This window comes from Thermaerobacillus caldiproteolyticus (assembly GCF_013761245.1).
GTDB lineage: Bacteria > Bacillota > Bacilli > Bacillales > Anoxybacillaceae > Thermaerobacillus > Thermaerobacillus caldiproteolyticus.
This window is the reverse complement of sequence record NZ_JACDUT010000005.1, coordinates 35,514-49,866: the sequence shown is the minus strand read 5'-3', so window position 1 is coordinate 49,866 and position 14,353 is coordinate 35,514. Positions and strand designations below refer to the sequence as shown.

The following is a 14,353-nucleotide window of genomic DNA, read 5'->3' as shown; positions in this document are numbered from 1 at the left end:
TATGAATAAAAAAGCAAGAAACCGTAACACGGCTTCTTGCCTTTTCGTCATTCTATTAAAGAGTGAAGATGCGCAAAAAACATCGGATACGAAACCGCAATCGCCTCAGGGCGTTGCAAAAAGACTTCTCCTTTGGCGAGGCAGGCAGCAATAGCCAGCATCATACCGATGCGATGATCACCATGGCTATCGACGATCGTTCCATTCGCCTTCAGCGGAGTTTTTCCGTGAATGATCATCCCGTCTTCTGTCGCTTCAATATCGGCCCCTAGTTTTCGTAACTCTGATACAACGGTGTCAATACGGTTTGTCTCTTTCACTTTCAGCTCGCTTGCGTCTTTAATGACCGTCGTTCCTTCCGCCTGTGTAGCTAACAGGGCGATGATCGGGATTTCGTCGATTAGGCGCGGAATGAGGGCACCACCAATTTCCGTCCCCTTTAATTCGGAAGTGCGGATCGTAATGTCACCGAGCGGCTCTGTTTCTTCATTTCGGACATTTTCAATTACAATGTCCGCTCCCATTTGTTGAAGTACGTCGATAATGCCTGTTCTTGTTGGATTCAAACCAACATTTTTTAAGACGATCTCGCTGTTCGGCACAATCGCACCAGCCACTAAGAAAAAGGCAGCTGAAGAAATGTCACCAGGAACGTATATGCTTGTCGCTGTTAGTTGCTGTGATCCGGTAACAGAAACAGTTACACCATCTACTACAACTTCGCCGCCGAATAATCGCACCATGCGTTCGGTGTGGTCGCGCGATTGGTGTGGCTCTGTAACGGACGTCGTGCCGCGAGCATGTAACCCCGCCAATAAAATGGCTGATTTTACTTGTGCACTGGCTACCGGTGATTCATATTGAATCGCCTCTAAGCTCCCTCCGCGAATCGAAAGCGGCGTATAGTTACCATGATCCCGCCCATCAATATGCGCTCCCATCATGCGCAGCGGCTTCGTTACCCGTGCCATCGGCCGTTTCGCAATCGATTCATCGCCAATGAGGCACGCATGAAACGGGCAGGAAGCCAAAATACCAAGCAATAATCGTGTCGTGGTTCCGGAATTTCCAACATTTAAAATCTCTTTTGGTTCTTGTAATCCGTTAATTCCTTTTCCTTCGACAACGACTTCACTTCCGTTTTGCGTAATTGAAACACCCATTTTACGAAAACAGTCAATCGTACTTAAACAATCTTCTCCCGTTAAAAAGTTCGAAATCTTCGTTGTCCCGTTCGCGATCGCTCCCAGCATCACAGCGCGATGCGAAATCGATTTATCGCCCGGAACATGAATCGTTCCGTTCAGCGACGAGACATTCGTCCGCAATGGTTGCATAGGATTCTCCTCTCCTCACACTTCGTACGTTTCATAATTTGTATGCTTCTTGATGCACGCTTTTGCTTTCGCTCGGTCTTCTTCGCTTTGAAAGCTAAGCCGAAGCACCCCGTAAATTTCTTCCCTCGTTTCAATGATGCGAATATTCGTAATGCTGATGTTTTCCTTTGCTAAATAGCCTGTAATTTCGGAAATAACGCCCGGATAATCAGGAACATCGACGTATAAATCGTAAAATGACGGAATCGCTCCCTTCGTTCTCACCGGTAACCCATCACGAAATTGTTTGGCTGTTAAAAAATAATGATAAATTTTCTCGCTGTTCTCTTGCTCGACCAATGAACGGATCATGTTCATTTCCGACAGCCAACGGTCAAACAGGGCGAGAAGTTCTTCCTTGTTATGTATGAAAATATCACGCCACATTTCCGGATTGCTTGAAGCGATGCGCGTAATGTCACGAAATCCACCCGCTGCTAGGCGGCTGACAAGCGCATGTTCACTTTCATATTGCTGCGCTTGATGAACAAGACTAGCGGCAATAATATGCGGAAAGTGGCTAATGACGCCAGTAATTCGATCATGTTCTCTCGGCGAAAGAATGACAAATTGCGCTTTTGTTCCTTTCAACCATTCTTGCAATCTTTCAACTTTGTCGGAAGGAACTTCTGATGTCGGTGTTAATACATAAAATGCATTTTCAAACAAATGTGCTCTCGCTGCAGTAACGCCGCTTTTATGTGAACCTGCCATCGGGTGACCACCGATAAATGTAATTCCCCGCTGTAATAATCGTTCTGCTTGCTTGACAATTCGTTGCTTCGTGCTGCCAACATCGGTAACGATTACCGTTTCCTTGAGGCGAAATTCCAGCATGTCAGCTAAAATGTTTTCTGTTTGCATAACGGGTGTCGCTAAAATAATGACATCGGCGCGCTCCATGCCGTCTTCAAGGGAAACAGCAATTTCATCAATCACTTTTAACGAGCGCGCTAACTTCGCTTCGTCTTCATTGACATCAAATCCGATGATCGTAGCCTCTGAATGCTCTTTTTTAATCGCTAACGCTAGCGATCCCCCAATCAATCCAAGTCCAACAACAAAGATGTTTCCTTTCAACGATTTCACCTTCTCTTTTTACGCGCGCCCGTTGCTGCCCAATAAGCAATGGGCGCGTTATCCGTCCGTTTATACAAGCTGTTTTTCTTTGATCATTTGTTGTAACGCTTCGCAAATTTGTGCGTTTTGTTCCTCGGAGCCAACCGTAATTCGTACAGAAGTCGGAAACCCAAGCGCATTGCCGGAGCGCACGATAATGCCGCGCTCTAGCAAGTATTGAAACACTTTGTTTCCTTCGATTCCAAAATCAATCAAAATAAAGTTCGCTTCAGATGGATAGTAGTGTAACCCATTTTCTTGGCAAAAGCGATAAAAAGTTTCCATCCCTCGTCGATTTTTCTCCACGCATTCTTTGATGAACGATTGGTCCTCTAAAGCGGCAATCGCTGCAGCTTGAGCCACAATTGATGTATTGAACGGCTCACGCGCCGGTTCGATTTGACGAACAAGTGTTTCGCTCGCAATGCCATAACCGATGCGCAACCCCGCTAATCCGTATGCTTTGGAAAACGTACGTAAAATCATGATGTTATCATATTGGCGAAGCAGCGGAACCGTCTCTGGATAATCGTCCGCTGTGACGTATTCATAATAGGCCTCATCGAGCACGACAAGAACGTGTCTTGGGACTTTCTGTAAAAATGATAATAACGCTGATTCATTGACATACGTCCCTGTTGGGTTGTTCGGATTACAAATCCAGACAACGCGAGTTTGTTCATCGATCGCGGCAAGCATTCCTTCGAGATCGTGCCGACCATCGACAAGAGGGATTTCACGAATTTCCGCCCCTTCGATCGTCGCATTATGACGGTATTGTGGAAACGTCGGAGTCGCCATCACTGTGTTCGTTTCAGCTGATAAAAAGGCGCGGCAAATAATTTGTACAAGCTCATCAGAACCGTTGCCGAAAATCAATTGTGTTTCGTTCACCCCTACATGTTCGGCGACTTTTTCGCGAAGCTTGCGCGCATATCCGTCTGGATATATGGCAAGCTGATCTAGCTCTTTCGCGATCGCTTCTTTCACAGATGGTGAACAGCCGTACGGATTTTCATTGGAAGCAAGCTTAATGACTTTGGTTAACCCATATTGCCGTTTCACTTCGTCTATCGGTTTTCCTGGCTGATAAGGAGGTAACCCTTGTAACTGATTTTTAATTTTCATTTTCTCACCCCATTGTGAAAATTTGCACTTTGTCCACCGGGTTCAAGACATTTCATTCTAACGGTGCAACCAATGATTGGGCGTAGCTGCGAAATTCGTTTAGTGCATCCGTTTTTGTCTCTTCCTGCTGCAACTTATCGGCCAGCTGCTCGATTTTTCGCACAAGCGCACTGCCGATCACTACACCGTTACAGCGGTCTTTCAGCATGTTCACTTGCTCGCTCGAAGAAATCCCAAACCCTACAGCAACTGGAACGCGGCTATATCGCTTGACTTCCTCTAAAAACTCGCCTAATTCATCCGGCAATGTGTCACGAATCCCCGTCACTCCCAGCGATGATACACAATATAAAAATCCTTGAGCATGGGAAGCGATCGCTTTGATTCGTCGTTTAGACGTCGGTGCAACTAACGAAATGAACGAGATCCCGGTTTCAGCACTCCGCTTTCGAATATGTTCGCTTTCTTCAAATGGTAAATCAGGAATAAGGATGCCATCCACCCCATTTTTTCGCGCTAAAGCGAAAAAGGATTCTTCTCCTAATTGTAACACAGGATTGTAGTACGTAAAGATAATAATTGGTATTTTTACGCCTTTTTTTCTCATCTCAGGCACTAACTCCATCGCTTTTTGCAGTGTCATCCGATGACGCAACGCCCGTGCCGCTGCTCGTTGAATAATCGGTCCATCTGCCAGCGGATCAGAATAAGGGACGCCAAGCTCTAATATATCGGCGCCTGCCTCCTCGAGCGCAAGCGCCAGCTCGATTGTTACATCTGGATGTGGATCACCAGCAACAATAAAAGGAATAAACATCGGTTTAGCTGTTGTGAGTAGTTGCAATGTCGAGCCCTCCTTTGAGATCATTCATGACCGCTTGCACATCTTTATCACCGCGTCCCGATAAACAAACGAGCACCGTCTCATCTTTTCGAAGCATTGCAGCAATTTGAAACGCTTTTGCCAGAGCATGAGCGGATTCAATCGCCGGAATAATCCCTTCTTCTCTTGCGACCAATTGGAACGCCGCAAGAGCTTCTTCATCTGTTACACTTTCGTAACGCACTCGGCCAATGCTCGCTAAGTACGCATGTTCTGGACCGACACCCGGATAATCAAGACCGGCAGAAATCGAATATGGCTCAAGGATTTGCCCGTACTCATCCTGCAACAAATATGTCAAAGAGCCGTGAATAACCCCTTTTGTTCCTTTTGTTATCGTGGCGGCATGATAAGGTGTATCCACTCCCTTTCCTGCTGCTTCCACTCCAACAAGTATCACATCATCTTCTAAAAATGGATAAAACATACCAATCGCATTACTTCCTCCTCCGACACACGCAACAACAACATCCGGTAGTGTTCCTTCACGCTCTAAAAATTGACGTTTTGCTTCATCGCCGATAATGCGTTGAAACTCACGCACCATCTTCGGATATGGGTGCGGACCGACAACCGAGCCAATCATGTAAAAATGATCGTCACAATGTTGGACCCAATAACGAATCGCTTCGTTTGTTGCATCTTTTAGCGTCCGGTTTCCGCTGTAGACAGGAACAACTTCCGCTCCTAATAATTTCATGCGAAAAACGTTTAATTCCTGCCGCTTAATATCTTCTTCTCCCATAAATACAATGCATTCCATTCCGAAGCGCGCTGCAACCGTTGCCGCTGCGACCCCATGCTGCCCCGCTCCCGTTTCAGCAATTAATTTTTTCTTTCCCATTCGTTTTGCAAGCAGCGCCTGTCCAATTGCATTATTAATTTTATGGGCACCTGTATGGTTTAAATCTTCACGTTTGAAATAAATTTTCGCACCATTTAGCTTTGCTGTCAGATTGGGAGCGTACGTCAGCTGTGTTGGACGCCCTGAATATTCTTGTAAAATATGAACATATTCAGCTTTAAACTGTTCATCTGCTAGCGCTTTTGTTAATTCCTGCTCGATTTCTTCAAGCGGCAGCATTAGCGTTTCTGGCACGAATTTACCGCCGAAATCACCAAATCTCCCATTCTCATTCGGAACATTGTACATATCGGTTCACCTTCTCTTCAATCTGTTTCATTTTTCTTGTACATTTTTCTCCGTTTTTTTCAATGCCACTGCTGATGTCTATACCATGCGGGCGATAGCAAAGCAGCTCTTCAATATTGTCGGGGTTCACTCCGCCAGCAATCAAACAAGGAACAGCTTGGCGCTCAGCCTCTTCTAAATAGAATGGAATGTGGCGCCAATCGAATGAAATGCCTGTTCCTCCCCATGTGCTGCTAACTCGGCTATCAACGACATAGCCGTCTACAAAACTTGCATATTGTTTCATTTTCTCAAGAGCGTCTTCTTGGTGATGAATCGCTTTCCAAACAACAAGATTGGTGGCTTCTTTAATTTTTACTACTTGTTCAACCGTTTCACTGCCGTGGCATTGAATGACGGAAAGCGGGACGGTGCGCACAACCTTACAAATGTCTTCAACTGAAGCATTAACGAATACACCGACAAGTTGTTTTCCGTTCAATGATACCGTCTCAAGCCATTTTTTTACCTCATGCGCCTCTACTTTCCGTTTGCTTTCTGCAAAAATCAATCCGAGATAATGAGCACCGCTGTTTGCACTTTTTTGTAAATCCGCTGCCGAACGATTTCCGCAATACTTAAGAAGAACGGACAATACCGTCCACCTCCTGAAACAGTTCATGAACTGCTGCACCGACATCTTCTTTTCTCATCAACGATTCTCCAACTAATACAGCTTTTGCTCCGTATGTTTGCACCGTTGTCAAGTCAGAAGCATTACCGATGCCGCTTTCGCTGACAATGATGCTGTCGGCCGGCACGAACGGCACTACTTCTTTTGTCGTCTCTAATGAAGTAACGAACGTGCATAAATCACGGTTATTAACCCCAATGATTTCCGGTGTAAATATCGCTAAAATGTTTTCCAACGTTTCACGTTTATGCACTTCAACTAAACACTCTAATCCTTTTTCATACGCTTCTTTGTACAGCTCATATAACGTTTTTGGAGGAAGAGCTTCACCGATTAATAAAATGGCATCCGCACCGATTCTGACACTTTCTTCAATTTGAATGCGGTCGATAATAAAATCTTTACGAAGAACAGGAAGTTGAACGGCTTGTTTCACATCCGTCAGGTACTGGCGATGCCCTTGAAAATATTTCACATCAGTAAGGACAGAAATCGCGTCAGCGCCCGCTTGCTCGTAAGCTTTGGCAATGTCTACAGGATGAAAGTCCGGACGAATCAATCCTTTCGATGGGGACGCTTTTTTCACTTCAGCAATGAGACCGATCGATCGTTTCGGTTTTCGCAATGCCGCTGACAACGATGCACGTTTCACCTCCGACCATGTTGACGGCAACGTTAATGTTGTGACTTCCTTTCGTTTCGTTGTGAGAATTTGTTCAAGCATATTTTTCGACCTCTTTCGTTTGCAAGCGTTGAAATTGCATCAATGCTCGCTTGGTAATGATCGCTTCTTTTGCCATCTCTACCCCTTCGCGAATCGACGTGACTTTTCCAGCGACATACAAAGCAACTCCAGCGTTTAAGCTTACAATATTAATGGCACTTTCGTTTGCCGTTCCTTCCATTACCGCTTTCAATAACTCGGCGCTTTGCTGAACGGTATGGACTTGAATGTCTTTCAAACTTCCGCGCGACAATCCACACTCTTCGGGTGTTAGTATATAACGGCGAATTTCTCCATTTTTCAATTCGACGACATCGGTTTCTGTCGTAATGCTGCATTCGTCTAGGCCATCTTTGCCGGTTACTAACACAACGTGTGACGAGCCAAGACGCCCTAATGCTTCGGCAATTTTTTCCGCATAACGTGTAGAGTAAACACCAATAACTTGCCGCTTACATCTCGCCGGATTGGCAAGAGGTCCAAGCAAATTAAAAGCGGTGCGAAAGCCGATTTCTTTGCGCGGTGCGGCTGCGTATTTCATTGCAGCATGGTAAAGCGGTGCAAATAAAAAGGCTAACCCTTTCGTGCGCAATGACTCTTTGGCTTCCTCTGGGGTTTCTTGAATATCAATGCGAAGCGCCTCAAGTACATCAGCGCTGCCACTTTTTGAAGAAACAGCACGATTACCGTGTTTGGCTACTTTCACTCCAAGTGATGAAACAACAATCGCTGCTGCTGTGGAAATATTAAAGGTGGAAGCCTCATCTCCTCCTGTGCCACATGTATCAATGACCTCTTCATCATAATGGATCGTCATCATCCGGCTGCGCATTCCTCGAGCTAGTCCGGTTAATTCCTCAACCGTTTCGCCGCGCAAACGCAAAATAGACAAAAAACTCGCTATTTGGCTTGCAGTTACTTCCCCTGACATAATCGCGCCCATCGCATCATACGCTTCCTGTTCCGTTAATGTGTATCCTTCGATGCATTTGGCTAATAGCTGTTTAAACATAGAGATTCTCTCCTTTCACAAACAATCGTTCCGCCCTTTCGATCGCTTTGATGAGTGCACTTGCTTTATTGCGCGTTTCTTTCCACTCGAGTTCAGGAACGGAATCAGCAACAATGCCCGCTCCTGCCTGCACATAAGCATAACCGTCTTTTACAACAGCGGTGCGAATCGCAATACATGAATCGATATTTCCATCAAATCCGATATAAGCGATGGTACCCGCGTATAAATTTCTTGCTGTCGGCTCTAATTCTTGTAAAATTTGCATCGCTCGCACCTTTGGAGCCCCGCTCACCGTCCCAGCTGGAAACGCCGCTAACAACGCATCGATCGGATGAACATCGTCTTTCAGTTCTCCCGTTACTTTCGAAATAAGATGCATCACATGAGAAAATTTGCCAATCTCCATTAAGACTGGTGTTTGGACTGTTCCATATTTCGCAACTTTTCCAATATCGTTGCGTGCTAGATCCACTAACATGTAATGCTCTGCACGTTCTTTCGGATCGTTGAAAAGCTCCTCGGCAAGCTGTACATCTTCTTTCGGCGATCTCCCTCTCCTCCTTGTTCCGGCGATCGGATGGATTTCCATATGGCCGTGTTGCACTTGAACTAACTTTTCTGGTGAGCTTCCGATAATTTCGATATCGTCCGTCTGAATGTAAAACATATACGGCGATGGATTAATGTTGCGAAGCACGCGATACAACTGAAACCCGTTTACGCGAATCGGAACGGTAAATCGTTGCGACAATACCGCCTGAAAAGTATCCCCTGCTGCGATGTAGTCCTTAATTTTTTCAACGTCTCTTATAAATGTTTCTTGATCGTACGTCGACATCACACGATCGAACGAAACATACGTATCTTGCTCATCATCTACAAGCGGTAATACTGGCTGCTTCAATCCGCTTGCTGCCTTCTTCATTAATGACTCAATCCGCTTTGCCCCTGCTTCGTATTTCTGCCGTTTCATTCGTTCGCTGTCATTATCAAGGAGACGAACGTAGTGAATGAAAACGATCTCGCGTTTCATATGATCAAAAACAATGAGTGATTCACAAAATGTAAAATGAGCAACCTTCATTGTCAAATCATGATTGGGATGGAAAGGAACTTTTTCGATGGAAGAGACCAAATCATACCCTAAAAACCCAACGGCGCCGCCGATAAACGGAATTTCCGTAACGATCCGTTTCACTCGCAACTGTTGTTCTGCATACAAAAACGCTTCTTTCAAAGATGAAGTAGCTGTCATTTCTTCTCCCCGTTCATTGACAACCAAAAACGAATGCCCTGTCTCACTTTCAATCGTCATAAACGGTGATAAGCCAATAAACGAGTAACGCGACCATGGGGATTGTTCATCTTTACTTTCTAATAAAAACGTTGCTTCCTGCTTGAGATTTTCAAAGATTTGTAGCGGTTCAAACACATCAGCAAAAAAGCGGCGCACAATTGGAATCGTTCGAAACCGGCCGGCATCTTCCAAAAAGGTGGTGATATTGCAGTTTTTCATCCTTCTCTCCTCCGTCTTGTCGGATGGAGAATGAGGGTTTGTGAGGCTGGTTGTGAGGAATAAAAAAACCCAAAGACGGATGGTCTTTGGGTAGATTTCATTTCATTGATACGTAAAGCTTACCTCAACTAAACTCGCTCATTCTCATCTACCCTATACTCGTCTCACTCAACTCATGCCTTACTTTAGTTTCTATCATATTATAATTCCTTTTTTCTTGTCAATGACAAATCTGGTCGTAGTTGGACGGCGTTCCGCAAATAAATATGGGCAATTTCCTCTTGTGCCTTCGTCGTATGAACCGTCATCATGACGCGAATGCAACGCGGCAACGAATGAGGGACAGGAATTTCCTGCATGCACATGACCGGTACGTACGTCCAGTCTTCAATGCGGCGAAGCGCTTGTGCCGGAAACGCCGCGGTTACATCCTCTGTTGCGGAAATAAGTACAGATGCAACATCGCTCGCTTTAACATCGTTCGCACGAATCATTTCCCGCAACAGTTCCTCCGTTGCATCGATGATTTCGTTCGCCTCATTCTTCTCAATGGTCGTCGCTCCTCGGATCCCCCTAATCATTTTTTTCTTCCTTTCTTTCCAAAAATTCATGAAGTAATGATAGCAGTTGTTCATCTTCGATTGTTTCAATTTGTACGTTTCCAATGTCTCTTAATAAAACCATGCGAACAGTTCCCGCTTTTGCTTTTTTATCCCCTTTCATTTTTTGCAATAGTTGTTCAGGGGAAATATGCGGCGGAAGCGAAGTTGGAAAACCGTATGTTTGAAACCACGAACAAAACTGATGGTCATGAAACGAAACACCATACAGACGTTCGCTCACAAACAGAGCAAATAACATGCCGACTGCGACCGCATCTCCATGCGTGATCGTTCCGTAACCAAGCTCACTCTCAAGCGCATGGCCGAGCGTATGTCCGAAATTTAAATAGGCGCGAATACCCGTTTCTTTTTCATCTTCTTGGACAATCCCTGCTTTAATTTGGATTCCTCTGTGAATACAATACTGCAACTTTTGTCCTTCTAAATCATCTAAGCAATGGATTTCTCTTTTCAGCCACTCATAAAAAGCACGATCGTGAATGAGGGCGTGCTTAATAACTTCGGCAAAACCGGACCGCAACTCTTTTTCCGGAAGCGACCGCAAAAAGGCGATATCATAAATAACCGCTTCCGGCTGATGAAACGCTCCAATCATGTTTTTCCCTAACGGGTGGTTAATCGCTACTTTTCCTCCGACGGCGCTATCGTGCGCAAGCAAAGTCGTCGGCATTTGAATGTACGGGATGCCGCGCATAAACGTCGCCGCAACAAAGCCAGCTAAATCGCCAACAACACCGCCACCGAACGCAATGATAAGGGAATGGCGATCGAGCCCGTATGTAAGCGCTGCTGTTTGACATGCATAATAGTTCTCAAATGATTTCGAGCTCTCCCCGCTTGGCACCACGTAGGTGTACACATCGTATTGTTGGGATAAAACGGAACGAAGCTTTGGACAATATAACGCTTCGACGGTTTCATCGGTGACAATCAGGATTTTTGTTCCGCTCGGAAACGATAATTGTGCTAATAGATGCGGGAGCGATTCGGTGATTCCTTCTCCTAGAAAAACTGGATATTGTTTTGTTTTTGTTTCAATGTTGATTCGTTCCATCGTTAAAACTCCCTTGCATAACGGCGCATGTTTTCAACATTTTCTTTAATGACATCCATTCGATCTTGACCGAACTGATCGACAATCGCCGATGCAATTTCCCAGGCAACGACCGCTTCAGCGACAACACTCGCCGCTGGAACAGCGCAACTGTCGGAACGTTCGATGCTTGCAGCAAACGGTTCTTTCGTGTCGATATCGACGCTTTGCAGCGGTTTATATAACGTCGGAATCGGCTTCATCACTCCGCGCACAATGATCGGCATGCCGGTCGTCATCCCACCTTCAAATCCACCAGCGCGATTCGTGCGCCGCTTAAATCCTTCCGTGTCGTTCCAAATAATTTCATCGTGCACTTCGCTGCCCGGACGTCGTGCTGCTTCAAAGCCAATGCCGAACTCTACTCCTTTAAACGCATTGATGCTAACAATCGCTGCGGCAATTTTCGCATCGAGCTTCCGGTCATAATGAACGTAACTACCGACTCCCACCGGTACCCCTTCGACAATAACTTCGACGATGCCGCCGATCGAATCACCGTTTTTCTTCGCTTCATCGATCGCTTCCATCATTTTCACCGCTGCTTCTTGATCAAAGCAGCGCACCGGTGATTCTTCAGTAACACGCTGCAATTCTTCTAAGGAAGAATACGAAAGATGCTGAGCGCGCACTCCACCAATTTCGAGTACATGACCAACCACTTGAATGCCAAGCTCGGCTAAAATGCGTTTCGCTACCGCTCCAGCGGCAACGCGCACCGTCGTTTCCCGGGCTGACGAACGTTCAAGCACATTGCGCATATCGCGGTGCCCATACTTGATCGCACCGTTTAGGTCGGCATGCCCCGGACGCGGACGGCTCACTTTTCGTTTCACTTCTTCCTCTTCAACTGGCTCAATCGCCATAATCTTTGTCCAATGTTTCCAATCGCGATTTTCCACAACGAGCGTAATCGGTGACCCTAACGTTTTTCCGTGTCGTACACCGCTTAAAATATTCACTTCATCTTTTTCAATTTGCATTCTTCTTCCACGTCCATATCCTTTTTGCCGCCTTGCTAGCTCTGTGTTAATATGTTCCGCTAGAAGCGTCAAGCCAGCGGGTACCCCTTCTAAAATGGTCGTTAGTTGCGGTCCATGCGACTCGCCTGCTGTTAAATATCTCATGTTTCTCTCTCCCTTCAACTCTTTAACGCGTTTATGTAACAATATATCATAATTTCAGCAAATTAAAAGAGTCTATGAAAAAAAAGAATTCATCGTGTCGATGAACCCTTTCTATTCTTATTCGACTTTTCGATAAAAAAATGTATCTTCTGTTTCGAATCCATAAGATAACGGATTAAAAATTTGCTCGGTGCTGCCTACAAATAAAATGCCTCCTGGCCGCAACGCCTGATTAAATTTATGATAAAGTGATTGTTTTGCTTCTTCCGTAAAATAAATTAATACATTACGACACACAATTAAATCATAGTTTGTTTCAAATGGATCCGCAAGCAAATTATGTTTTTTAAACGTAACAGCCCCTTTTACCTGTTCATCAATTTTATAATATATTCCTTCTTTTGTGAAAAACTTTTTCTTCACCTCATCAGGAACTTCTTGCAGCGACCGCTCCGGGTAAATTCCGATTTTGGCTCGTGAAATCGCATTTTCATCTAAATCGGTCGCTAAAACCGACACTTGAGAAAGCGGCATGAATTTTGATAAAATCATCGCCAATGTATACGGCTCTTCCCCTGTCGAACACGCGGCACTCCATACTTTTAGCCGGCGATTTCGCTCAAAGAGCTTCGGCAAAATCCTCTGTTCCAGCACTTCCCACCGCTTGGCATTGCGGTAAAACTCGGACACATTAATCGTCATCCGATCAAGGAACTCATGAAATAAGTTTTGATCGGTCTCCATCGCTTGAAAAAATTCTTGAAAGCTTTTAAATCCTCGTTTTTCATACAGCGACGTTAATCGCCGTTTCATTTGAGCTTCTTTATATTGGGCTAAATCAATGCCCGTTTTCTTTTTTATGTTTACGATAAACTGCTGGTAATCATTCATTCAGCGCTTCTCCTCTTCCCATTAGTCTAAAATTGCCTTCACCAATATCTCTCATCATTAGTATATCGTAAAATAAAAGAGAAAAAATAGCAGATTTTATAAAAAAGCGTCCTCTGCGCGCGGATGGGCAATGCTCTTTCCTCACAAAACATTACGTTTCTTTTGCACGGATAGCTATTCAAGAAGTGAACTGGTCAGGAGCCTGCGCTAGACAACAAGAAAAACAGAGGCGAGCTAGACCATTCTCCTTAAAAAAGGAAGTAAGACTTAAATTCTGGATATGATAAGAAAAATGTAAGCGCTGCGGCGATATCTTGAAGCCAATGTGCTTCATCTGTAGAAATTTTCATTATTTCTACGGCAAAGGTTATTCGACATAAGAGAACGAGACAGTTTAGTAGAACGATAAAGGCGACTAGCTCATCTATCAAGCCAATCGCCCCCATTTTCATTAATATACCCACTCATTCATTAGCTTTGAATAATCGACAAGTTCTTCTTCTTTAAAAAATAGATGGATTTCGCGTTCAGCACTTGCTGGTGAATCGGAACCATGAATGACGTTTTTGCCGACGGTTAAACCGAAATCTCCGCGAATCGTGCCAGGTGCTGCATCTTGTGGATTCGTTTTCCCCATCATTTGGCGTGCTGTCGCAATGACATTTTCTCCTTCCCAAACCATTGCAAACACAGGACCAGATGTGATGAAATCGACTAGCTCGCCGAAAAATGGACGCGCTTTATGTTCAGCATAATGTTGTTCTGCTAATTCACGGGACACTTGCATCAGTTTGGCACCAACAAGCTGAAATCCTTTTTTCTCAAAACGAGCAACAATCTCACCAATTAAATTGCGTTGAACCCCATCAGGTTTGACCATTAAAAATGTTCTTTCCATAGCGAATTCTCCACCCCTGCCATCATTATATGTACTAGGAAATAGGATTCCCATCAAAATAGTACCATTGTTTTCGTCGATTAGCAATATCAACCATGAAAACGCTTTATTTTTTCTCGTCAACGATGCAGTTT

At 44.8% G+C, this 14,353-nt stretch carries 15 protein-coding genes; all 15 read right to left on the bottom strand.

Going from position 1 to position 14,353, the window contains the following annotated elements; translation table 11 throughout:
• Nucleotides 1-47 precede the first annotated feature (47 nt).
• The 15 genes from aroA to ndk all read right to left on the bottom strand — a co-directional run bounded on the left by aroA (nucleotide 48) and on the right by ndk (nucleotide 14,219).
• The gene (gene aroA, locus HNR31_RS08875; RefSeq protein WP_181555908.1) at nucleotides 48-1,337 is read right to left on the bottom strand and encodes a 3-phosphoshikimate 1-carboxyvinyltransferase; all 1,290 of its coding nucleotides are present in this window, start codon (nucleotides 1,335-1,337) and stop codon (nucleotides 48-50) included.
• Between the two features lie 15 nt (nucleotides 1,338-1,352).
• Nucleotides 1,353-2,456 (bottom strand): prephenate dehydrogenase, encoded by a 1,104-nt coding sequence (locus HNR31_RS08870; protein WP_181555907.1) that lies wholly within the window; start codon nucleotides 2,454-2,456, stop codon nucleotides 1,353-1,355.
• 69 nt (nucleotides 2,457-2,525) lie between these two features.
• Entirely contained in the window at nucleotides 2,526-3,623 is a 1,098-nt protein-coding gene (hisC, locus tag HNR31_RS08865) for a histidinol-phosphate transaminase (RefSeq protein ID WP_181555906.1), read from the bottom strand.
• A gap of 52 nt (nucleotides 3,624-3,675) precedes the next feature.
• Nucleotides 3,676-4,440, bottom strand: a complete 765-nt coding sequence (trpA, locus tag HNR31_RS08860) for a tryptophan synthase subunit alpha (RefSeq protein ID WP_228485718.1) — start codon at nucleotides 4,438-4,440, stop codon at nucleotides 3,676-3,678.
• A gap of 4 nt (nucleotides 4,441-4,444) precedes the next feature.
• The gene (gene trpB / locus HNR31_RS08855; RefSeq protein WP_181555904.1) at nucleotides 4,445-5,659 is read right to left on the bottom strand and encodes a tryptophan synthase subunit beta; all 1,215 of its coding nucleotides are present in this window, start codon (nucleotides 5,657-5,659) and stop codon (nucleotides 4,445-4,447) included.
• Nucleotides 5,640-6,293, bottom strand: coding sequence for a phosphoribosylanthranilate isomerase (locus HNR31_RS08850; RefSeq protein ID WP_374058299.1), 654 nt, complete (start codon nucleotides 6,291-6,293; stop codon nucleotides 5,640-5,642). The genes trpB and HNR31_RS08850 overlap by 20 nt, the downstream gene beginning before the upstream one ends.
• Nucleotides 6,277-7,056, bottom strand: a complete 780-nt coding sequence (gene trpC / locus HNR31_RS08845) for an indole-3-glycerol phosphate synthase TrpC (RefSeq protein WP_181555902.1) — start codon at nucleotides 7,054-7,056, stop codon at nucleotides 6,277-6,279. Before trpC ends, HNR31_RS08850 begins: the two co-directional genes overlap by 17 nt.
• A complete protein-coding gene (gene trpD / locus HNR31_RS08840; protein WP_181555901.1) occupies nucleotides 7,049-8,068 on the bottom strand; it encodes an anthranilate phosphoribosyltransferase in 1,020 nt (339 codons plus the stop codon). The genes trpC and trpD overlap by 8 nt, the downstream gene beginning before the upstream one ends.
• On the bottom strand, nucleotides 8,061-9,587 hold the full coding sequence (trpE, locus tag HNR31_RS08835; RefSeq protein WP_181555900.1) for an anthranilate synthase component I: 1,527 nt from the start codon (nucleotides 9,585-9,587) through the stop codon (nucleotides 8,061-8,063). The genes trpD and trpE overlap by 8 nt, the downstream gene beginning before the upstream one ends.
• A 200-nt stretch (nucleotides 9,588-9,787) precedes the next feature.
• Nucleotides 9,788-10,168, bottom strand: coding sequence for a chorismate mutase (gene aroH / locus HNR31_RS08830; protein WP_181555899.1), 381 nt, complete (start codon nucleotides 10,166-10,168; stop codon nucleotides 9,788-9,790).
• Nucleotides 10,161-11,264 (bottom strand): 3-dehydroquinate synthase, encoded by a 1,104-nt coding sequence (gene aroB, locus HNR31_RS08825; RefSeq protein WP_181555898.1) that lies wholly within the window; start codon nucleotides 11,262-11,264, stop codon nucleotides 10,161-10,163. Before aroB ends, aroH begins: the two co-directional genes overlap by 8 nt.
• Before the next feature lie 2 nt (nucleotides 11,265-11,266).
• Nucleotides 11,267-12,430 (bottom strand): chorismate synthase, encoded by a 1,164-nt coding sequence (gene aroC / locus HNR31_RS08820; protein WP_181555897.1) that lies wholly within the window; start codon nucleotides 12,428-12,430, stop codon nucleotides 11,267-11,269.
• A 117-nt stretch (nucleotides 12,431-12,547) separates the two neighbouring features.
• Complete coding sequence (locus tag HNR31_RS08815) at nucleotides 12,548-13,321, bottom strand: CheR family methyltransferase (RefSeq protein ID WP_181555896.1); 774 nt, start codon at nucleotides 13,319-13,321, stop codon at nucleotides 12,548-12,550.
• A gap of 248 nt (nucleotides 13,322-13,569) precedes the next feature.
• Nucleotides 13,570-13,773: a hypothetical protein gene (locus HNR31_RS08810; RefSeq protein WP_181555895.1), complete on the bottom strand. Its 204-nt coding sequence runs from the start codon at nucleotides 13,771-13,773 to the stop codon at nucleotides 13,570-13,572.
• Entirely contained in the window at nucleotides 13,773-14,219 is a 447-nt protein-coding gene (gene ndk / locus HNR31_RS08805; RefSeq protein ID WP_181555894.1) for a nucleoside-diphosphate kinase, read from the bottom strand. The genes HNR31_RS08810 and ndk overlap by 1 nt, the downstream gene beginning before the upstream one ends.
• Between the last annotated feature and the right edge of the window lie 134 nt (nucleotides 14,220-14,353).